Source organism: Streptomyces yatensis (assembly GCF_018069625.1).
Classification (GTDB): domain Bacteria; phylum Actinomycetota; class Actinomycetes; order Streptomycetales; family Streptomycetaceae; genus Streptomyces; species Streptomyces yatensis.
In genome coordinates, this window is record NZ_CP072941.1 from 7,113,278 (window position 1) to 7,134,714 (window position 21,437).

At 71.5% G+C, this 21,437-nt stretch carries 17 protein-coding genes; 5 read left to right on the forward strand and 12 right to left on the reverse strand.

Annotated elements, in window-relative coordinates; genetic code table 11:
* Positions 1-77: 77 nt before the first annotated feature.
* The 8 genes from J8403_RS29495 to J8403_RS29530 form a co-directional block, all read right to left on the reverse strand.
* Positions 78-1,271 (reverse strand): aldose epimerase family protein, encoded by a 1,194-nt coding sequence (locus J8403_RS29495; protein ID WP_211125815.1) that lies wholly within the window; start codon positions 1,269-1,271, stop codon positions 78-80.
* Positions 1,272-1,314: 43 nt separating this feature from the next.
* Complete coding sequence (gene mmsB / locus J8403_RS29500; RefSeq protein WP_211125816.1) at positions 1,315-2,547, reverse strand: multiple monosaccharide ABC transporter permease; 1,233 nt, start codon at positions 2,545-2,547, stop codon at positions 1,315-1,317.
* Positions 2,544-4,106 (reverse strand): multiple monosaccharide ABC transporter ATP-binding protein, encoded by a 1,563-nt coding sequence (mmsA, locus tag J8403_RS29505; protein ID WP_211125817.1) that lies wholly within the window; start codon positions 4,104-4,106, stop codon positions 2,544-2,546. Before mmsA ends, mmsB begins: the two co-directional genes overlap by 4 nt.
* 14 nt (positions 4,107-4,120) lie before the next feature.
* Positions 4,121-5,230, reverse strand: coding sequence for a multiple monosaccharide ABC transporter substrate-binding protein (gene chvE / locus J8403_RS29510; protein ID WP_211125818.1), 1,110 nt, complete (start codon positions 5,228-5,230; stop codon positions 4,121-4,123).
* A gap of 33 nt (positions 5,231-5,263) precedes the next feature.
* Positions 5,264-6,253 carry a hypothetical protein gene (locus J8403_RS29515; RefSeq protein WP_211125819.1) on the reverse strand — a complete coding sequence of 330 codons (990 nt, stop codon included), beginning with the start codon at positions 6,251-6,253 and terminating at the stop codon, positions 5,264-5,266.
* Positions 6,254-6,421: 168 nt separating this feature from the next.
* Positions 6,422-7,453, reverse strand: coding sequence for a zinc-dependent alcohol dehydrogenase (locus tag J8403_RS29520; RefSeq protein WP_211125820.1), 1,032 nt, complete (start codon positions 7,451-7,453; stop codon positions 6,422-6,424).
* A 151-nt stretch (positions 7,454-7,604) separates the two neighbouring features.
* Entirely contained in the window at positions 7,605-8,768 is a 1,164-nt protein-coding gene (locus J8403_RS29525; RefSeq protein ID WP_211125821.1) for a mandelate racemase/muconate lactonizing enzyme family protein, read from the reverse strand.
* A 211-nt stretch (positions 8,769-8,979) separates the two neighbouring features.
* On the reverse strand, positions 8,980-9,951 hold the full coding sequence (locus J8403_RS29530) for an ArsR family transcriptional regulator (protein ID WP_211125822.1): 972 nt from the start codon (positions 9,949-9,951) through the stop codon (positions 8,980-8,982).
* Positions 9,952-10,056: 105 nt separating this feature from the next.
* Between J8403_RS29530 and J8403_RS29535 the strand changes: the two genes are divergently transcribed.
* Both J8403_RS29535 and J8403_RS29540 read left to right on the forward strand, forming a co-directional pair.
* A complete protein-coding gene (locus J8403_RS29535) occupies positions 10,057-11,289 on the forward strand; it encodes an MFS transporter (RefSeq protein ID WP_211125823.1) in 1,233 nt (410 codons plus the stop codon).
* 883 nt (positions 11,290-12,172) lie between these two features.
* Positions 12,173-12,706: a DUF6299 family protein gene (locus J8403_RS29540; RefSeq protein WP_211125824.1), complete on the forward strand. Its 534-nt coding sequence runs from the start codon at positions 12,173-12,175 to the stop codon at positions 12,704-12,706.
* Positions 12,707-12,767: 61 nt separating this feature from the next.
* Here the strand turns inward: J8403_RS29540 and J8403_RS29545 are convergent, their stop codons facing one another.
* A complete protein-coding gene (locus tag J8403_RS29545) occupies positions 12,768-13,373 on the reverse strand; it encodes a TetR/AcrR family transcriptional regulator (protein ID WP_246586046.1) in 606 nt (201 codons plus the stop codon).
* A gap of 121 nt (positions 13,374-13,494) precedes the next feature.
* On the opposite strand from J8403_RS29545, the gene J8403_RS29550 reads away from it, so the two are divergent.
* Positions 13,495-16,077: a glycoside hydrolase family 3 protein gene (locus J8403_RS29550; protein WP_211125825.1), complete on the forward strand. Its 2,583-nt coding sequence runs from the start codon at positions 13,495-13,497 to the stop codon at positions 16,075-16,077.
* A 736-nt stretch (positions 16,078-16,813) separates the two neighbouring features.
* On the opposite strand, the gene J8403_RS29555 is transcribed toward J8403_RS29550, so the two are convergent.
* Positions 16,814-17,812, reverse strand: a complete 999-nt coding sequence (locus J8403_RS29555; RefSeq protein WP_211125826.1) for an SGNH/GDSL hydrolase family protein — start codon at positions 17,810-17,812, stop codon at positions 16,814-16,816.
* Between the two features lie 325 nt (positions 17,813-18,137).
* Between J8403_RS29555 and J8403_RS29560 the strand changes: the two genes are divergently transcribed.
* Positions 18,138-18,632 (forward strand): DUF3145 domain-containing protein, encoded by a 495-nt coding sequence (locus tag J8403_RS29560; RefSeq protein ID WP_059147850.1) that lies wholly within the window; start codon positions 18,138-18,140, stop codon positions 18,630-18,632.
* Positions 18,633-18,756: 124 nt separating this feature from the next.
* Entirely contained in the window at positions 18,757-19,650 is an 894-nt protein-coding gene (locus J8403_RS29565; protein ID WP_211125827.1) for an NAD(P)-dependent oxidoreductase, read from the forward strand.
* A 168-nt stretch (positions 19,651-19,818) separates the two neighbouring features.
* On the opposite strand, the gene J8403_RS29570 is transcribed toward J8403_RS29565, so the two are convergent.
* Positions 19,819-21,084 carry a beta-ketoacyl-[acyl-carrier-protein] synthase family protein gene (locus J8403_RS29570; protein ID WP_211125828.1) on the reverse strand — a complete coding sequence of 422 codons (1,266 nt, stop codon included), beginning with the start codon at positions 21,082-21,084 and terminating at the stop codon, positions 19,819-19,821.
* A gap of 74 nt (positions 21,085-21,158) precedes the next feature.
* A complete protein-coding gene (locus tag J8403_RS29575; protein ID WP_020871568.1) occupies positions 21,159-21,407 on the reverse strand; it encodes an acyl carrier protein in 249 nt (82 codons plus the stop codon).
* Positions 21,408-21,437 lie beyond the last annotated feature (30 nt).

The window sequence follows — 21,437 nt, forward strand, 5'->3', positions numbered from 1 at the left end:
CCCCTCCCGTGCCGTGCTCTGAAGCACGGTACGGGAGGGGAACCGATGAGCTACCGGGCCGCGCGCGGCGGAGCCGCTCAGCGCGTCGAGAACGAGTGCACCGTCGTCGACCGGTACGTCTGCCCCGGCCGCAGCACCGTCGACGGGAACGACGGCTGGTTCGGCGAGTCCGGGAAGTGCTGGGTCTCCAGGGCGAAGGCGTCACCCTGCCGGTAGACCTTCCCCGACGTGCCCGCGAACGTGCCGGTCAGGAAGTTGCCGGTGTAGAACTGCACACCGGGCTCGGTCGTGGCGATCCTCATCACCCGGCCGGACTCCGGCTCGGTCACCGTCAGGAAGTGCTCGGGACGGCTGGTGATGCCCTTGTCCAGCACGAAGTTGTGGTCGATCCCCTGCCCGTAGAGCACCTGCTGGTGCGCCTCCCGGATGTCCCGGCCGATCTCCTTGGCGCGGCGGAAGTCGAACGGGGTCCCGGCCACCCTGGCGAGTTCGCCGGTGGGGATGAGGGTCTTGTCGACCGGGGTGTAGCGGGCGGCGTCGATCTCCAGCCGGTGGTTGTAGATGGAGCCGCTGCCCTCCCCGGCCAGGTTGTAGTACGTGTGGTTGGTGAGGTTCACGACCGTGGCCTTGTCGGTCGTGGCCTCGTAGTCGATGCGGAAGTCGCCCTCCGCCGTGAGCGTGTAGTCCACGCGCACGGTGAGCGTGCCGGGGTAGCCCATCTCGCCGTCGGGGCTGACCCGGCGCAGGGTGAGCCCCACGTCCGCGCCCTTGCGGAACGCCTCCACGGACCAGACGTGCTTGTCGAAGCCCTTGTCGCCGCCGTGCAGGCTGTTCGGCCCGTCGTTGATCGGCAGCTGGTACTTCTCGCCGTCCAGCGTGAAGGTGCCGCGGGCGATGCGGTTGCCGTAACGGCCGATGAGGGCGCCGAAGTACGGGCTGTCGGCGACGTAGGAGTCCAGGTCGTCGAAGCCGAGCGACACATTGGCGCGGCGGCCGTGGCGGTCGGGGATCTCCAGGCCCTGGACGATGCCGCCGTAGCTGAGCACGCGCAGCCGGGTGCGGCCGTTCTCGATCGTCCAGCGGTCGACGTCCGTGCCGTCCGCGAGCGTGCCGAAGTGTTCCTTCACCGCGCCTCCCTTGCCCGCGGAGTCTCCCCCGCTGCCCGCGGAGTCCCCTCCGCTCTTCGCGTGGGCGGTGCCGGTCGTGGCGGCCGAAGCCGCCAGTCCGGCCGCCGCCGCAGCCGTGATCACCGTGCGTCTGCTCGTGGTCATATGCGGCTCCATAAGGCTAGTTCCATGAGGGACAGCTGATGGGTTACGACCCGACCTTGCGCTTGTTCCAGACATCGAAGCCGACCGCGGCCAGCAGCACCAGACCCTTGATCACCTGTTGGTAGTCGGTGCCGATGCCGACCAGCGACATGCCGTTGTTGAGCACGCCGAGCACCAGACCACCGATGATCGCGCCGAGTACGGTGCCCACACCGCCGCTGGCCGAGGCGCCGCCGATGAACGCGGCGGCGATGGCCTCGAGCTCGAAGTTGAGGCCCGCGCTGGGGGTGGCGGAGCCCAGCCGGGCGGCGAAGACCAGACCGGCGAGGGCGGACAGCACACCCATGTTGACGAAGACAAGGAAGGTGACGCGCTTGTCCCGGACACCCGACAGCTTGGCCGCCGGCTGGTTGCCGCCGAGGGCGTACACATGCCGGCCGACCACGGTGTTGCGCATCACGAAGCTGAAGATCACGAAGAGGCAGGCCAGGATCAGCAGCCCGTACGGCGCCCCGTGCCAGCTGGACAGCGTCATGGTGAACGCCATCACGGCGGCCACGATCGCGGCGCACTTGACGAAGAAGAGACCCAGCGGCACCACGTCCAGCTCATAGGCGGCCCGCTGCTGCCGGGCGCGCCACTCCTGCCAGACGGCGGCGGCGCAGACCACGAGGCCGATCACCATCGTGGGGTTGTGGTACTGCGTGTACGGGCCCATCTCCGGGATGAAGCCGGTGCTCATCTTCTCGAAGCCGTCGGGGAACGGCGACAGCGACTGACCCTCCAGCAGGATCTGGGTGCCGCCGCGGAAGACCAGCATTCCGGCCAGGGTGACGATGAAGGACGGGATGCCTATATAGGCGATCCAGAAGCCCTGCCAGGCCCCGGCCGCCGCGCCGATCAGCAGACACAGGACGACCGCGAGGCCCCACGGCATATCGTGCTTGATCATCATCACGCCGGCGGCCGAGCCGATGAAGGCGACCAGTGAGCCGACCGACAGATCGATATGCCCCGCGATGATCACGATCATCATGCCGATCGCGAGGATGAGGATGTAGCCGTTCTGCTGCACCAGGTTGGTGACGTTCAGCGGGCGCAGCAGGATGTCGTCCGACCAGATCTGGAAGATGACGATGATCAGGCCGAGCGCGACCAGCATCCCGTACTGGCGCATATTGGTCCGCACGCTCTCCAGGAGCAGCGTCCCGACGCTGGAGGAGCCCTTGGCCGGCGGTGGGGCCGGGCTCTCGGTCTTCTGGGTGGCCGTGCTCATCCTTCGTCTCCTCTGTCCTTCGTCATATGGCGCATCAGAACTTCCTGGGTCGCCTCGTCCCGAGGCACCTCCCCGGTCAGCCGCCCGGCCGCCATCGTGTAGATCCGGTCGCACATCCCCAGCAGCTCGCCCAGCTCGGAGGAGATGAAGATGACGGCCTTGCCCTGGGCCGCAAGGTCGTTGATGACCGTGTAGATCTCGTACTTGGCCCCGACGTCGATGCCACGGGTGGGCTCGTCGAGGATGAGCACCTCGGGACCGGCGAAGATCCACTTGCTGAGGACGACCTTCTGCTGGTTGCCGCCGCTGAGCCGGCCGACCCGCTCGAAGACCGTGGGGGCCTTGATGTTCATGGTCGTGCGGAACCGCTCGGCCACCCGCGACTCCTCGTGCTCGTTGACCACGCCGCGGCGCGCCACCTTCGTCAGCGAGGAGAGCGAGACATTGCGGCTGATGGTGTCGTCGAGGTTGAGCCCGTAGGTCTTGCGGTCCTCGGTGACGTACGCGATGCCGTGGTCGATCGCCTCCGGCACGGTGCGGGTGCGGACCTCCTGGCCGTCCCGGAACACCCGGCCGCCCGCATAGCGCCCGTACGCCCGGCCGAAGACGCTCATGGCGAGCTCGGTGCGGCCGGCGCCCATCAGCCCGGCGATGCCGACGATCTCGCCGCGCCGCACATTCAGCGACACCGCGTCCACGACCTTGCGCTGCTGGTCGATGGGGTGGTGGACGGTCCAGTCCTCGATGGCCAGCGCCACCTCGGAGGCGTCCTCGCCCTCGTACGGGGTGCGGTCGGGGAAGCGGTGGTCCAGATCGCGGCCGACCATGCCGCGGATGATGCGGTCCTCGGAGACCTCGGGGTCGGCCTCCGGGGTCTCCCGGACGGTCAGGGTTTCGATGGTCTGGCCGTCGCGCAGGATGGTGACGGAGTCGGCGACCCGGCGGATCTCATTCAGCTTGTGGGAGATCAGGATGCAGGAGATACCCTGCGCCTTGAATTCCAGCAGCAGATCGAGGAGTTTTCCGCTGTCCTCGTCGTTGAGCGCCGCGGTCGGCTCGTCCAGGATGAGGAGCTTGACCTCCTTGGAGAGCGCCTTGGCGATTTCCACCAGCTGCTGTTTGCCCACGCCGATATCGGTGACGCGGGTCTGCGGCGAATCCGTCAGACCGACCCGCTTGAGCAGCGCGGTGGCGTGCCGAAGGGTTTCGTTCCAGCTGATGAGGCCGCGCCGGGAGTGCTCATTGCCGAGGAAGATGTTCTCGGCGATGGACAGATAGGGGATCAGGGCCAGTTCCTGATGGATGATGACGATGCCGCGCTGCTCGCTCGCGCGGATGTCCTTGAAGGCGCATGCCTCGCCCTCGAAGACGATCTCGCCGTCGTAGCTGCCGTGCGGATGCACGCCGCTGACCACCTTCATCAGGGTGGACTTTCCCGCGCCGTTCTCCCCGCACAGGGCGTGGATCTCGCCCTTGCGGATATGGAGATTGACATCGGAGAGCGCTTTGACACCGGGGAAGGTCTTGGTGATGGAGCGCAATTCGAGAATGGTGCTCATAGCCCGGAACCGCCCTACTTCAGCTGCGACGCGGTGTAGTAACCCTGGTCGACCAGTACCTGTGTGTTGGACTTGTCGACGCTGACCGGGTTGAGCAGGAAGGTCGGCACGACCTTTTCGCCGTTGTCGTACGACGTGGTGTCGTTGACCGGGGGCTTGCCGCCGGTCAGCTCCGCCTTGGCCATGTCGACCGTGGCCTTCGCCAGCTTGCGGGTGTCCTTGTAGATGGTCTGCGTCTGCTGGCCCCGGATGATGGACTTCACGGAGGCGAGCTCGGCGTCCTGCCCGGTCACCACCGGATACGGCTTGGCCTTGGTGCCGTAGCCGACGCCCTTGAGCGCCGAGAGGATGCCGATGGACATGCCGTCGTACGGCGAGAGCACGGCGTCGACATCGCGGCTGCTGTACGCCTTGTTGAGCAGGTCCTCCATGCGGTCCTGGGCGGCGCTTCCGCTCCACTTCTCGGTGTAGAGCTGGTTGAGACTGGTCTGCTTGGAGCGGACGACCAGCTCACCCTTGTCCATGTACGGCTTGAGGACCTTCATCGCGCCGTTGAAGAAGTACTTGGTGTTGTTGTCGTCCGAGGACCCGGCGAACAGCTCCATGGAGAACGGGCCCTTGCGGCCCTTGGACAGCCCCAGCTTGTCGGCGATGTACTGGCCCTGGAGCCGGCCGACCTTCTCGTTGTCGAAGGTCGCGTAGTAGTCGACGTTCTTGGTGCCCAGGAGCAGCCGGTCGTAGGAGATCACCGGGATGTTGGCCTCATGGGCCTGCTTCAGGACGTCGGAGAGCGCCCCGCCGTTGATCGGCGCGACCACCAGCAGCCGATGGCCCTTGGTGATCATGTTTTCGAGCTGGGCCACCTGGGTGCGTACGTCGTCCTCGCCGTACTGCAGGTCCGTCTTGTAGCCCGCCGCCTGGAACTGCTTGGCCATGTTCCGGCCGTCGGCGATCCATCGCTCGGAGGACTTCGTCGGCATCGCGATGCCGATCGTTCCTCCGCGTTCCTTGCTCTTGTACCGGCTGCCGCCGACCGCCTCCTGGCCGCAGGCCGTGGCGGTCAGCGAGAGCGCGAGGAGGCCGGCGCCTATCGCCGCGGCTCGTGCTCCTCTTACCGTGCGCATGGTGTTGGGGTCCTTCCCTGGGGCGTCGTTGCGTCAGGAATTCAAGGGGGCCGCGTCGGCGGTGAAACGCCGCAGCGGGCCCGGCAGCCGGGAGCCGAGCGGGGACATCCCGCCGTCCGCGCCCAGCCGGCCCAGCAGGTCGAGCACGAGCCGCCCGCGGCGCACCCGCTCACGGGCGCTGCCCAGCGCCACGTCCCGCAGCTGGGCGCCGTAGGGGTAGATCCCCGGGGATTTGCTGAGCCCGAACTTCAGATAGATGGGGGCACCGCGCCGGATCAGCTCCGCCGCGTCATAGAGCCGGACATAGCCACCGAGGTCGTCCGGGGCCTCGACATAGAAGTCCATCGGGGCGCGGGAGACCCGGCGGATCTCGGTGAGATGCTCCAGCGTGAGGTCCGAGGGGATGTTGATGGAGTCGGCCCCCAGCTGCTCGTACACCGCGAACGAGGCCGGGTTGACCGGGCCGACCAGCGCGGACAGCTTGAAGGTGGTGTCCGCGGGCAGCTCGCCGCGCTCCCGCAGCCCGTTCAGCAGCCACAGCACCCCCTCGTCGGCGACCAGCAGGCACTTCACGCCCAGCGAGACCGCGCGCAGCGCGTCCTCCACACATCCGGCCACCGCGTCATGGCCACGGGCGCGCAGCCCGCCGCCGCCGGAGTCGGAGCGGGTGGCGGCGCCGATGTCCCAGGTGCCGCGGGGGCCGGTGAACAGGCACAGCTCGGCGTTCCGCTCGGCGCAGGACTCCACCATCTCGGTGATCTCGGCATCGGTGAGCATCCACACGCCGCTGCCCTGGCTGATCCGGTGGATCGGCACATCGAGCCGCCCGGCCTCCTTGAACACGGTGGCCAGCGCCTCCGGACCCTCGACGGACGGGATCTCGGTGCGCCAGGTGCCGCCGTCGGGAAAGGTGTGCGCGGAGGCGTCGGCGGGGTCGGGGGCGGGCGTGGCGTGGCCGAGCGAGGCGAGGGCCGCGTCGGCGGGGCGGCGGGGGCCGGGAGTGGTGGGTGAGGCGGCGGTCACGGTGCTCCCTGTGGAGTGATGGCCGGTGGTTCGGCGTCCGGCTGGTGCTGCCCAGGACATCGTTGTCCGGGTGGGGCTGGGTGGATGACTAGAGACGGTCCGGGAGGCTGGTGGGATGACGGGAGACGGGTGCGGGAGGCGTGCCACATGTGCTGGTCGAGCCCCCTGCTAGTCGAGGTCCTGCGGACGCAGCAGCACCTTGCCGACGGCCGGATCGCCGCTGCCGACCAGCTCGATCGCGGAGGCGAAGTCGGTGAGCGGCAGTTCATGGGTGATCAGCGGCCGCAGGGTCAGCAGCCCGGCGTCGAAGACCCGTACGGCGTGCGACCAGGCGGCGGGCGGGGCGCCGAAGACGGTCTGCACCTCGATCTGGCGGACGACCAGATCGGTGGGGTCCAGCCCGTCGGCGCCCGCCGCCGGGATGCCGGTGAGCACCAGCCGGCCGCCCCGGCGCAGCAGCGAGGCGGAGCTACGGGCGGCGGAGGCCGATCCGGCGGTCTCGATGACCACGTCGTAGCCCGAGAGGTGGTCGGAGAGCTGGTCCCGGGTGCGGAAGTCGGTGGCGCCGAAGTCCAGCGACAGTCGCTCCCGGTCCGGGCGGGTGCCCACCACCAGCAGCCGCCCGGGGGAGACGGCGGCGAGGAACTGTACGGCGATCATGCCGAGCGTGCCGGTGCCCACCACCGCGACCCGCTCACCGGGCCGGGCCCGGGCCTTGAGCGCGGCGGCGGCGATACAGGCGGCGGGCTCCAGCAGGGCGGCCGCGCCCAGATCGGCGTCGTCGGACAGCGGGTGCAGGAGCCGGGCCGGCAGGGTCAGGGTGTCGGCCATCGCCCCGGGCCGGGTGAAGCCGGTCTCCTCGTACCCGGCCGTGCACAAGGTGGTGTCCCCGGCGTGACAGCGGTCGCACACCTGGCAGTTGCGGAACCCCTCGCCGACGACCTTACGGCCGACGAGCGCCTCCGGGACGCCCGCGCCGACCGCCTCGACCGTCCCGGACCACTCATGGCCGGGGGTGACGGGATAGCGGACGTACCCCTCGGGCCGGTTGCCCTGGTACAGCTCGCGGTCGCTGCCGCAGATCCCGGAGGCGTGGACGCGCACCCGCGCGTCACCCGGGCCGGGTTCGGCGATCGCCCGGCTCTCCAGCCGGTGGCTGCCGGGCTTGTCGAGTACCAGGACGTCTTCCGTGCGGCTCATATGCGTCGGCTCCCCTCGGCACCGTGTGTCTCCAGCCCGTTCGGACGTCGGCCCTTCGGCCCCTGAGCGAGGCGCGTGCCGACTGGGCGAAGCCGGGCGGCCCCGGCCACGGGCGGCCGTATCTCGACGACGGCGCGACGTTCCACGGCGCTCATTCGCCTCGCCCCCCGGAGGGATCCCTCTTCTCCCAGCCCTCGGCCCACAGGTCGAAGTGGGCCTGCTGCTGGGGGAATTCGGCCGCCGCGTCGGTGTCCAGCTCCACGCCGAGACCGGGCTCGTGGGAGAGCTGGAAGTAGCCGTCCACGACCTGCGGGGCCCCCTTGACCACCTTCTTGATCTCCGCGTCGGCGAAGTCGTTGAAGTGCTCCAGGATCTTGAAGTTCGGGGTGCAGCCGGCGAGCTGCAGCGACGCGGCGGTCAGCACCGAGCCGCCCACGTTGTGCGGGGCGATCAGCACGTAGTGCGTCTCGGCCGTGGCGGCCAGCTTGCGCGCCTCGCCGATGCCGCCGATGTGGCCGACGTCGGGCTGGATGATGTCGGCGGCCTGCGACTCGAACAGCTCGCGGAACTCGATGCGGTCGTGGATGCGCTCACCCGTGGCGATCGGCAGACGCGTCTTCTCCGCGACCTTCGCCAGCGCCTTGAGGTTCTCCGGCGGCACCGGCTCCTCCAGCCACGACGGATGGAACCGCTCCAGCTCCCCGGCGATACGGACGGCGGTCGCCGGGCTGAACCGCCCGTGCATCTCCACCAGCAGCTCGGCCTCCGGCCCGATCGCGTCCCGTACGGCCTCCACGAGGGAGATCGAATGCAGGGTCTCCGCGTGGTCCAGCTCGAAGTGGCCGGTGCCGAACGGGTCCAGCTTCAGCGCCCGGTAGCCGCGCTCCACCACCGTGGAGGCCGCCTTGTGGAACGCCTCGGGGGTGCGCTCGACCGTGTACCAGCCGTTGGCGTACGCCTTGACCTTGTCCGTCACCTTCCCGCCGAGCAGCTGCCAGACGGGCACTCCGAGCGCCTTGCCCTTGATGTCCCAGCAGGCCATCTCCACACAGGCGATGCCGGACATCACGATCTCGCCCGCCCGGCCGTAGTCGCCGTACTTCATCCGCCGGACCAGGTCCTCCACCGCGAACGGGTCCGACCCGGCGAGGTGGTTGAGCTCGGCCTCGCGCAGATAGCCCAGCAGCGCATCGGTCCGCCCCAGCATGCGGGTCTCGCCGACGCCGGTGATCCCCTCGTCCGTATGGACCTGCACATAGGTGAGGTTGCGCCAGGGGGTGCCGACGACATGCGTACTGATACCGGTGATGCGCACAGCAATCGACCCTTCGCGATGTTCGATATTTCGTCACACGTTCGAAATCTTGGCGTGACCGTAGTCAGCCCCCGTCAGGGGTGTCAATGGTTGTGCGTCGAATGACATTCGAACGTGACGAACCATCATGACCGATCAAGAACCATCATGACCGATCATCTCACTGGACAACATGGGTCCAGGGATGTTCGTTGCTGTGCTTGTCCGGGGACTAGGCGGTTCGCTGGGCCTCGACCAGTACCTCGCCCGCCGTCGTCCGGTCGTACAGCACCGACCGTCCCGCCCGTCGCCGCCGCACCAGGCGGGCCTCGCGCAGGACGCGCAGATGGCGGCCGACCGAGCCCAGGGTCTGGCCGGTCAGGGCCACCAGATGGGTCGTGCTCTTCGGTGTGTCGAGCAGGACCAGGACGCTCGCGCGGGCCGGGCCGAGGAGACGGGCCAGCGAGTCGGGGGCCGGGGGAGGGCCGGGGGTGGTCAGGGCGCCGGCGCAGGGATAGATCACGGCGTAGCGGTGCGGCGCGTCCCAGGAGACCCAGCCCGTGGCGGGGGTGACGGGGACGAGGAGCAACTGGGCGCCGTGGACCGCGCGGGGCGGGTTGTCATGGACGTTGATCTGCAACCGGCTGCCGCCCAGCCACCGCATCCCCGGCCGCAGGGCATCCAGCGTAGCCGCCCAGCCGCCCTGGCTCACCTGGCCGGTGCGCGCCACCACATCGGTCTCGATGATCCGGCGGCGGCGCGGCCAGGAGGGCCGTACGGCTTCCGTCCACACCCACTCCAGCAGCTCCGCGAGCCGCCCGGGCAGATCGTCGCGGCACAGCGCGGCCGGGAGCGGGGAACGGCCGAGGGAGACCGCGAGGTCGCGGCGCGCGGCGGCGGGGGGCGTCGCGCGCATCCGGGCCAGCTCCTCCTCCAGGGACGGCTCGCCCTCGCCCGGCGTCTGGGTGAGGAAGTCCGCGAGCCAGGTCCGGCCCAGCGCGGCCCGGACGAGCAGCGCGGTGACCGGGTCGTCGGTCAACCGCGCCCGGTAGGCGGGCAGATGGGCATCCAGCCAGGCCCGCTCGCCCGGGTGGGCGGCGCTCGCCCGCTCCAGGGTGACCAGGGCCGCGGTGGTCTCGGCCAGGGCGGAGTGGACGAACCGGCTGCGCGCGAGCGTGTCCGCGTCGACCAGCCACAGCCCCATCCGGCCACCCCCGCCGCCACCGCGTCGCTTCGCGTCGTTCCACGTGGTTTCGCGTCCGCGCGAAACATTAACGCCACCGCGCGGAGACTCCCGAGCCTGAAGGCCATGCGCACCTATTCGGAAGTGTTCCGGACCCCGGAGTTCACCCCGCTGTTCCTGATCTCCGCCACCCAGGTGGCCGCCTCGACCGCGAGCGGGCTCGCCCTCGGCACCCTGGTCTACGCGGCCACCGGCTCACCGCTGCTCTCGGCGCTCAGCATGTTCGGCCCCTCGCTCGCCCAAGTGGCGGGCGCGCTGGCGCTGCTGTCGGCGGCCGACCGGCTGCCACCGCGCGCCGCGCTGTCCGGGCTGGCGGTGCTCTTCGCCCTGGGGACCGCCGCGTTGGCCCTCCCCGGGCTGCCGGTGGCGGCCGTCTTCGCCCTCGTGTTCGGGATGGGCGCCGCGGCGGCCCTCGGCGGCGCCGTCCGCTACGGACTGCTCACCGAGATCCTGCCCAAGGAGGGCTATCTGCTGGGCCGTTCGGTGATCAACATGTCGGGCGGCACCATGCAGATCGGCGGCTACGCGGCCGGTGGCCTCCTCGTGACCGCCCTCTCGGCGCGCGGCACCCTCCTCACCGCCGCCGCGCTGTATCTGCTGGCCGCGGCCGCCGCCCGGTTCGGTCTGAGCGGGCGCCCGGCCCGGGCCGGCGGACGGCCCTCGGTCACCGAGACCTGGCGGGTCAACGCACGGCTGTGGTCCTCCGCGCCCCGCCGCCACGTCTATTACGCGCTCTGGGTGCCCAACGGGCTGATCGTCGGCTGTGAATCCCTCTTCGTGCCCTACGCGCCCCGGCACGCCGGACTGCTCTTCGCCGTCGGCTCCCTCGGCATGCTGATGGGCGACCTGCTCACCGGACGGCTGCTACCACCGCACCGGCGGGAGCGGCTCGCGGCGCCCCTGCGGCTGCTGCTCGCCGCGCCGTATCTGGTCTTCGCCCTGCGTCCGCCGCTGCCCCTCGCGCTGACCGCCGTCGCCCTCGCCTCGATCGGCTTCTCGGCCACGCTGCCGCTCCAGCAGCGGCTGATGGCCCTGACCCCGGACGCGATGAGCGGCCAGGCCCTGGGGCTGCACTCCTCCGGCATGCTCACCATGCAGGGCGTGTCCGCCGCCCTCGCGGGCGCACTGGCCCAGCCCGCCTCGCCGGCCGTGGCGATGGCCACGATGGCGGCGGTCTCGGTCGCCGTCACGCTGACCCTGGCCCCGGGGCTGCGGGGCGATCCGGCGGCGGCGTCGCGCCAAGTGGCCGCGGCGACGGGGAGGTTCGAGGAAGCGGCCCCGGAGGAACGAGCACCGTAAGGGCGCTCCCGAGGGCGGTGAGGGCGCGGCGCGGGGACGGTGAGGGCGCTGCGCGGGGACGGCAAGGCGCTGCGTGAGGACGGTAATGGCGCGGCGCGACGGTGAGGGCGCCGCGCGGGGAACGGTAAGGGCGCCACGAGCACCGTAAGGGGGCCCCGAGGACGGTGAGGCGCTGCGCGGGGAGGGTAGGGGCGCCGCGCGGGGACGGTAAGCGCTCCGCGAGCACCGTAAGGGCGCCACGAGCACCGTAGGGGCGCCGCGCGAGGACGGTGAGGGCCGCGCGGGGGGGACGGTGAGGCGCCGCGCGAGGACGGTAAGGCGCGGCACGGGGACGGTAGGGACGCCGCGTGGGGACGGTAAGGGGGCCACGAGCACCGTAAGGGCGCCCCTGAGCACGGTAAGCGCGCTCCGCGAGCACCGTAAGGGCGCCGCGTGGGAACGGTAAGGGGGCCACGAGCACCGTAGGGCGCCCCCGAGCACGGTAAGCGCGCTCCGCGAGCACCGTAAGGGCGCCGCGTGGGGACGGTAAGGGCGCCGCGCGGGGACCGTAAGCCGCCGCCCGCGGCGCCCGGCCCGTCCGGCACATCGCGGCTGCCCGCCGCGGAGCGGGTCGCCCTGAGCACGGTTCGCGCGCTTCACGCGCACCGTAAGGGCGCCGCCGGGTCAACCGGGCGCCCGGTGGCCACCCGTTGGGCGGTGCCGGACACGCCGCCCGGGGGTGAGGTTCCCCCGGACGGATTCGAGGGCCCGGTAGCTGTACGGGGAAATGAGCACCCGCTCACAGGCACCCGCTCACGGGCATCCGTCCGGCGACTCCGCTCGCAAGGACGCGACGGAGTCCGTGGCGGGTGTCCGCTCCCCGCCCCAGGAGGTATGTACGTCCATGCGCAACCGCCGCGCCCTCGGCGCCCTCACTGTTCTCCTCATGGCGGCCCCGGCCGCCCATGCCGCGCCCGCCGGGCCCGACCGCCCGGAGTTGCGCCCCGAATCGGGTCTTGCCACTCGGGGAGAGCGGCTGGACCCGCCGCGTCTGCCCCTGCCCTGGACCGACGATCTCGTCATCGACCGCACCGGGGACGTCACCCCGGACGGGGCCGTCACGCTGTACGGCAGCTATCGGTGTGTCCGGGAAGGGGCGGAGAACCCGCGGGCCAGCGTTCTTATCACCCTCAGCCAGGGCCGGGAGCGGCACGGCCTCGGCGGCCACAGCGCGGTCTGCGACGGGCAGCGGCACCGCTGGTTGATCGACGCGGTGGACGTGGGGGCGTATCAGCCGGGATCGGCGCAGGCCGAGGGCACGCTGCTGAGGTTCGACCCCGCCGATGCCTTCGCGGCCGCCGATGCCGCTTTCGTGCCGCTGCCGAGGAACGCGGTCGGGGTCGAGCGGGAGGTCAAGCTGGTGGCGGACCACGGCTGAGCCGCCGTCACGAGACGGCCCGCGCGACGTCCGCCCCGCGCGCGACGTCCGCAGGCCGAGGTCACCCCTCGGTCTCTTCGTCTCCCTGTCCCAGCAGGGAGACGAAGGCCCGGAAGAGGGCGGGCATGTCCACCGCGTCCCGGTCGTGCAGCCACTGGAACTGCAGTCCGTCCATCACCGCCACCACCAGCGGGGCCGCGGCCTCGGGGGTGAGACCGCCGGGGAGCCGGTCGCCGAACTCGCCGCGCAGGGTGGCCGCCATGTCGGCGCGCACCTTCTCATAGCGCTCGGTGAAGAAGCCGCGCGCCGGGTGCTCGTCGGTGACGCTCTCGCCGAGGAGCGCGGAGAAGGTCTGGACGATGCCGGGGCGCATCGCGTTGTACTCCACCAGCGAGGTGAGCAGGTCCAGCGGCCATACGTCCCCGCCGTCGCGCCGCGCGGAGCCGGTGTCCCACTGGTCGCGCTCCTTGAGCACGGCGATGAGCAGGGAGTCCTTGGTCGGGAAGTAGTGCAGCAGCCCTTGTTGGGTGAGCCCCACCCGCTCGGCGACCGCGCTGAGGGTCGCGCCCCGGTAGCCGCGCTCGGCGATCACTTCGAGCGCGGACCGGACGATCTCCGCCCGTCGTTCCGCACCGCGTCGCGTACCGCGCTCCATCGCCCTGTCCATGCTCGTACCGTAGAGCATGTTTGATAACGAATCGATAACGGTACCTACCTGCTGACAGGTAATCGGGTCCAGGATGGCCGGGACGAGGACCGGGCAGGACCCGCACCGGGAGGGGCGAGCGATGGCGGACGCGATCGGCGACGACGGCACGGCGGAGGCCGTGGAGAAGGCCCTCGGCCTGCTGGATCTGGACACCAAGGCACGGCTGTTGTCCGGGCAGGACATGTGGAGCCTGCCCGCCGTTCCGGCGATCGGGCTGCGCTCGCTGGTGATGTCGGACGGCCCGATCGGCGTCCGCGGCGTCCACTGGACGGCCGACGACCCCTCCATCGCCCTGCCCAGCCCCACCGCGCTCGCCGCCACCTGGGACCCGGAGCTGGCCCGGCGGGCGGGCCGGCTGCTCGCGCAGGAGGCGCGGCGCAAGGGCGTCCATGTGCTGCTCGCGCCCACGGTCAATCTGCACCGCTCCCCGCTGGGCGGGCGCCACTTCGAGGCGTACAGCGAGGATCCGTATCTCACCGGCGAGATCGGCAGCGGCTATGTGACGGGTGTGCAGGACGGCGGAGTGGGCACCACCGTCAAGCACTTCGTGGCCAACGACGCCGAGACCGAGCGCTTCACCGTCGACAACGAGATCGGTGCGCGGGCGCTGCGCGAGCTGTATCTCGCCCCCTTCGAAGCCATCGTCAAGAACGCGCGCCCCTGGGGCATCATGGCCGCCTACAACGGGGTCAACGGCTCCACCATGACCGAGCACCGCGAGCTGCAGCAGGGAGTGCTGCGCGAGGAGTGGGGCTTCGACGGCTTCATCGTCTCCGACTGGCTGGCGGCCCGCGACACCGTGCGCGGGCTCAAGGGCGGGCTGGATGTCGCGATGCCCGGCCCCCGGACCGTCTACGGCGAGGCGCTGGCCGTCGCGGTGCGCGACGGCCGGGTGACCGAGGCGGAGCTGGACGAGGCGGTGCGGCGGCTGCTCACCCTGGCCGCCCGGGTCGGCGTCCTGGACGGCGCGGCCCCGGCCGTCGCCCCCGCCGACCGGCCCGGTCCGATCGACGGGGACGCGCTGGCCCGCGAGATCGCCCGGCGCTCCTTCGTGCTGCTGCGGAACGAGGGCGCGGGCGGCCGGGGCGCGGTGCTGCCCCTCGACGCCGGCGCCCCCGGCGGGGTGCGGTCGCTGGCCCTGATCGGGGCGGCGGCGCGCGACGCCCGGGTGCTGGGCGGCGGCTCGGCCGTGGTCTTCCCCGACCATGTGGTCTCACCGCTCGACGGACTGCGCGCCGCCCTGCCGCCGGAGGTGCGGTTCAGCTACGCGGTGGGGGCCGATCCCACCGTTGAACTCACCCCCGCCGCCCAGGGGTTCGAGCTGCGCGCCGTGGTCCGGGCCGCCGACGGGCGGGTGCTGGGGGAGTCCCGGCTGGCCAGTGGGCAGGTGCAGTGGATCAGCGACTTCCCCGAGGGCGTGCGCTACGAGGAGCTGCACACCGTCGAGACCGTCGGCACCTTCACCCCGCGCGAGAGCGGCGCGCACTCCTTCGGCACCCGGGGGCTGGGCGGCCTCCGGCTGGTCGTGGACGGCACGGTGCTCTTCGAAGGGGAGCAGCTGCCCCCGGACGTCGGCGACCCCTTCGAGGCGTTCATGGGCTCGCCGGTGCCCCGGGGCCAGGTGGAGCTCACGGCGGGTGAACCGGTGGAGGTCAGCCTCACGTGTGCGGTGGCCCGCCCCGAGGAGGCCCTTCTCGACGCCGTCTGCTTCAGCCTGCTGCACCGGGCCCCGGAGCGGGACGCCGAGGAGTTGCTCCGGGAGGCCGTCGCCGCCGCCTCGGCGGCCGAGGTGGCCGTGGTGGTGGTCGCCACCACCGAGCGGGTCGAGAGCGAGGGGTTCGACCGCGCGCATCTGAAGTTGCCGGGCCGTCAGGACGAGCTCGTGCGGCGGGTCGCCGCGACCGGCACCCCCACCGTGGTGGTGGTCAACGCGGGCTCGCCCGTCGAGATGGCCTGGCGGGAGGAGGTCGCCGCGGTGCTGCTGAGCTGGTTCCCGGGCCAGGAGGCGGGCGCAGCGCTCGCCGATGTCCTGCTGGGCGCGGAGGAGCCCGGCGGCCGGCTGCCCACGACCTGGCCGGAGCGGCTCGAGGACGCCCCGGTCAGCGCGGTGACCCCGAGCGAGGGCCGACTGGTCTACGACGAGGGCGTGTTCATCGGCTACCGCGCGTGGGAGCGGCGGGAGGGGATCGCTCCGGCGTACTGGTTCGGGCATGGCCTCGGCTACACCGACTGGGCCTACGAGGCGATGGACTTCACCCCCGCGGAGACGTCGGCGGAGACCGCCGGGGAGACCCCGGCGCAGACCCCGGCGGAGACCGCCGGGGAGCCCGCCGACGGCGCACCCGCGCTGGGAACGGTCACCGTGCGGGTCCGCAACACCGGGCCCCGGGCGGGGCGTGAGGTCGTACAGCTCTATCTCACCGTGCCCGAGGACGACGGCGAGGAGCGGCCGGTGCGGCGCCTCGCGGGGTTCGCCTCGGTCGGGGCGGGCCCGGGGGAGACGGCGGAGGTGTCCCTCCCCCTGCCCCGCCGGGCGGCGGAGATCTGGGACGAGACGGTGGGCGCCTGGCGCCTGATCCCCGGCATCTACGCGGCAGAGGCGGGCCGCAGCGTCGCCGACCGCCGCCTGTCGGCCCCGGTGCCCGTGCAGCCGACAGCCTGAGCTACGCCGTCCGGCGCGTGGCGAGCCCGCTCGCGTCCGCCGGGCAGATGGTGGCCGACGAATCGCGACGCCTGCGGCGGGCTGTTCCCCTCCCCACCCCTTTCCGAACCTGGGGCTCTGCCCCAGACCCCGGGGGGCCGGGGCTGCGCCCCAGACCCCGGGTGGGCCGGGGCTGCGCCCCAGGCCCGGGAGGGCCGAGGCTCCGTCCCAGACCCGGGGGCAAGGGGCTGCACCGCAGACTCCGGGGGGCGGGGCTGCGTCCCAGGCCCGGGGGCCGGGCTGCACCTCAGACTCCGGTGGGCCGGGGCTGCGCTCCAGACCTGGGAGGGCCGGGGCTCTGCCCCAGATCCCGGAGGGCCGGGGCTGCGCCTTAGACCCCGAGGGGGCGGGGCTGTGCCCTAGACCCCGGTGGGCCGGGGTTGCGTCGCAGGCCTCGGGGGGCCGGGGTTGCGTCCCAGACCCAGGTGGGCCGGGGCTGCGCCTTAGACCCCGAGGGGGCGGGGCTGTGCCCTAGACCCCGGTGGGCCGGGGCTGCGCCTTAGACCCCCGGGGGGCGCGGCTGTGCCCTAGACGGTTGCGCCCCAGCCCCCGGGGGCCAGGGGTCGCGCCCCACCCAGGCCCCGGGGGTCGGGGGCGCAGCCCCGGCCGTGCGGTGGAGCCGCATAAAGGAGGGAGGGGGACCGCGTCCCGCGCTCGGCTCCCGGCTCCTGGCCGGGAGCCGGGCCGCGGCTCGGGGTCAGGACGCGGAAGCGGTGATGCGGCGGTAGGCCATTTCGGCGAGTTGCTGCTGGCCCGCCTTGCTGGGGTGGAACCAGTCCCACTTGCTCAGCTCGGACGTGGTGAAGCGGTAATCGTGCACGGCCGGGTCGTACCGGCACAGCACATCGCGCCCACAGACATCCTTCAGCACCTTGTTGTACTCCGTCACCCGGTCCGCCACCCGCTGGCGGCGTTCGTTGGAGGCGGCGTCCAGGTGCTCGGAGTCCTTCAGCATCGACGGGCAGATGCCCAGCTTCCAGATCTGCCTGCCGAAGACGTTCTTCCGCCCCTCGGACCACAGCCGCTTCAGATCCGGCACGCTGGCCACATACACCTGGGTCTTCGGCAGGTCACGGCGAAGCCGGGTGAGCGCCGAGGTGAAGGTGGAGCGGAACTGCTCGGTGGAGGTCATCTCGTCGACCGAGTTCCGGCAGGCGTCATTGGCGCCGATCATCACGGTGATCAGCTTCGGCTTGCGGGCCGCGGCCGCCTCGATCTGGCCGGGGAGGTCGGCCACGACCGCGCCGGTCTTGGCGAAGTTCCAGCTGTGGGTGCCCGAACGGGCGGTGGTGGCGGGCAGCAGCCGCTGGGCGAGGCTGCGCACATCGGTGCCGGTGGACCAGGACACCTCGGGGCAGTCGGAGAGCACCGAACAGGCGTCGAAGCCGCGGGTGATGGAGTCGCCCAAGGAGGCGATCGAGCTGGGCCGGGTGTTCCAGACGATCGTCCGCTTGGCGCCGGGGGTCTTCCCGGCGCGGGTCGGACCGTGCCGGGAGGGGTCGTCCGAGCTGCCGAAGCAGCCCGCCGAGCTCAGCACGGCGGCGGTCGTGAACAGCACCACGCCGGTGCGCCCGGCGGTGCGCCCGGCCGCGCGGCGGCCGGTGCGCGAAGTGGTGCGCGGGGTCGGGCGCACGACCGTACGCGTGGTCGAGGAAGCGGCCGCCGCATGCTTCCGGCGTGTCGCGCTGACCCGCATGGCTGTTCCCCCTCCGGCTGTTGGGTGATATCTATCCGGACCGACGGTACGTCACTCCTCCGGCTGGATCGCACGGTACGTTTTTCTTGTGGCCGATGAGCGTCATCCCGGCGACAAGGCGCGCTATGCGGTACCAACACATTACGCCCCGTCACATCCTGTCCACTTTCTAGAGAATTCTGCACGATAAATTTCACTGAAGGTGACGTCGAGACTGGTGTGGGAGTGATCACTAGGGCAGAATGTGATCCGATGTCCCGGGCGGGACCGGTACGGGCGCGAGGCCGCTGGGGAAGGCGCACCTCGAACCGCACAGGAGGCCCCGGTGACGACACGTGGAGTTCTGTATGTGCACTCCGCTCCGCGCGCGCTGTGCCCGCACGTCGAATGGGCGATCGCGGGCGTCCTCGGCGTGCGTGTCACCCTCGACTGGATCAAACAGCCCGCGGCGAACGGCACCTGGCGTGCCGAGTTCTCCTGGCAGGGTGAGGTCGGCACGGCCTCCAAAATGGCGTCCGCACTGCGCGGCTGGCATCTGCTGCGCTTCGAGGTGACCGCCGAGCCCTGCGCCACCGCCGAGGGCGAGCGCTACAGCTCCACCCCCGAACTGGGCATCTTCCACGCCGTCACCGGAATGCACGGCGACATCCTGATCCCCGAGGACCGGCTGCGCGCCGCCCTCGCCCGTTCCGTCCGCGGCGAGAGCGACCTCGAGGCGGAGATCGCCAAGCTGCTCGGCAAGCCCTGGGACGACGAACTGGAGCCGTTCCGCTACGCGGGTGAGGGCGCCCCCGTCCGCTGGCTGCACCAGGTCGTCTGAGCGCCTGACACGATCGTCCCAGTGCCTGACACGGTCGTCCGAGTGCCTGACCGCGCTGGTCCTGGTGGCTGACGCGCCGCCACCCCTTTGTCCTGGAGCGCGCTTCAGGTCTTAGCGTGGCGGCATGACCGAACAACTCCCGGCAACGTCCGTCGCGGTCCTCGGCACCGGCATCATGGGCTCCGGCATGGCCCGCAACCTCGCCCGCTCCGGGCTCGACGTCCGTGCGTGGAACCGCACCCGGTCCAAGGCCGAGCCGCTCGGCCAGGACGGCGTACGCGTCACCGACACCCCGGCCGAGGCCGTGGACGGCGCCGATGTCGTCCTGACGATCCTCTACGACGGCGCCGCGGCCCTCGAGACGATGCGGCAGGCCGCCCCCGCGCTGCGCCCCGGGGCCGTATGGGTGCAGGCCACCACGGCGGGGCTGGAGGCGATGGAATCGCTCGCCGCGTTCGCCCAGGAGAAGGACCTCGTCCTCATCGACTCGCCCGTCCTCGGCACCAAGCAGCCCGCGGAGAACGGACAGCTGCTGGTGCTGGCCGCCGGCCCCCACCCCGTCCGCCCGGTCGTCTGGCCGGTCTTCGACGCCATCGGCAACCGTACGGTGTGGGTCGGCGACAGCGCGGAGGGTGCCGCCGCCACCCGGCTCAAGCTGGTGCTCAACAGCTGGGTCCTGAACGTCACCCACGCCACCGCCGAGGCGGTCGCCCTCGCCAAGGGGCTGGGCGTGGACTTCCAGGGCTTTCTGGACGGGGTGGAGGGCGGACCGCTGGACAACGGCTATATGCGGGTCAAGTCCGGCCAGCTGCTCCGCGGCGACCTCGAGCCCAGCTTCGCGACCAAGACCGCCGAGAAGGACGCCCGGCTGATCGTGGAGGCCGGGGAGCGCGCCGGAGTGCGGCTGGACCTGGCGGCCGCGGGCCAGGAGCGGTTCCGCCGGGCCATCGAGGCGGGCCACGGCGACGAGGACATGGTGGCCTCGTACTTCGCCAGCTTCGACGGTGAGGCCCCCTGACATACGAACGGCCCGCCCCCGGCCGGAGCCGGAGGCGGGCCACACTCGGGTAGGGCCACACTCGGGTAGGGCCACACTCGGGTAGGGCCACACTCGGGTAGGGCCACACCCGCGTATCAGCGCGTCGGAGAGCGCATCAAACCGTCAGGCCGTCAGGCCGTCCGCGCGTCAGACCGAGCGGAAGGCCAGCACCACATTGTGGCCGCCGAAGCCGAACGAGTCGTTCAGCGCCACGATCGGGCCCTGGGCCGGGAGCGCCCGCGCCTCGCCGGTCACGACGTCCGCGTCCGCCTCCGGGTCCAGCGAGCCGATGTTGATCGTCGGCGGGGCCAGCCGGTGGTACAGCGCGAGCACGCTGGCCACCGTCTCCACACCGCCCGCGCCGCCGAGCAGATGGCCCGTCATGGACTTGGTGGCGGAGACCGCCATGTGGTCCACGTCGTCGCCGAACACCTTGCGCAGCGCCTTGATCTCCGCCAGGTCGCCCTGCGGCGTCGAGGTCGCGTGCGCGTTGACGTGCACGATCTCGGCACCGCTGATGCCGGTGTTCTCCACCAGGTTCTGCAGCGCGTTCCCGATGCCGTTGCCGGACGGCTCCGGCTGGGTGATGTGGTGGGCGTCGGCCGAAATGCCCTGGCCGATGGCCTGCGCGTACACCCGGGCGCCGCGCGCCGCGGCGTGCTCCGCCGACTCCAGGACGATGGCGCCCGAGCCCTCGCCCATCACGAAGCCGTTGCGGTCGACGTCGAAGGGGCGTGAGGCGCCCTGCGGGTCGTCGTTGTTCTTGGACATCGCCATCATGTTGCCGAAGGCGACCATGGGCAGCGGGTGGATGGACGCCTCGGTGCCGCCCGCGACGACCACATCGGCGCGGCCGGTGCGGATCATCTCGATGGCGTAGCCGATGGCCTCGGCGCCGGACGCGCACGCGCTCACCGGGGTGTGCGCGCCCGCGCGGGCGTTGAGGTCGATGCTGACGTTCGCCGCCGGGCTGTTGGGCATCAGCATCGGCACGGTGTGCGGGGAGACCTTGCGGACGCCCTTCTCGCGCAGCACGTCGTACTGGTCGAGCAGCGTGGTGACGCCGCCGATGCCGGAGGCCACGACCGCGCCGAGCCGGTCGGGGTCGATCGAGGAGTCCTCGCCCGCCCTGGCCGTGAAGCCCGCGTCCGCCCACGCCTCACGGGCGGCGAGCAGCGCGAACTGCGCGGAGCGGTCGAGCTTGCGGGCCTGCGGGCGCGGAATGATCGTGCCCGGCTCCACCGCGATCTTCGCGGCGATGCGGACCGGCAACTCGGCCGCCCATTCCTCCTCCAGGAGGTTGACGCCGGACCGGCCGGCCAGCAGGGCCTCCCAAGTCGATGAGGCGTCGCCACCCAGCGGCGTCGTGGCACCAACACCGGTGACGACCACGGTGCGATTGGTCGAGTTCACAGGAATTCCTACTCCACGTGTAGAAGGTGCTGGACCGGCCACCGCATGGGTGGCGACAACGGCCTTGAGGGGGCTCAGCCCTGGTGCTTGAGGATGTAGTCGACGGCGTCGCCGACGGTCTTGAGGTTCTTGACGTCGTCGTCCGGGATCTTCACGTCGAAGCGCTCCTCGGCGGCGACGACCACCTCGACCATGGACAGCGAGTCGACGTCCAGGTCGTCGGTGAAGGACTTGTCCAGCAGGACGTCCTCGGTCGGGATACCGGCGATCTCGTTGACGATCTCGGCGAGACCCTCGAGGATCTCTTCCTGAGTGGCGGCCATTGCGGCGCTCCTTCTTCGGTGTGTTGCGGT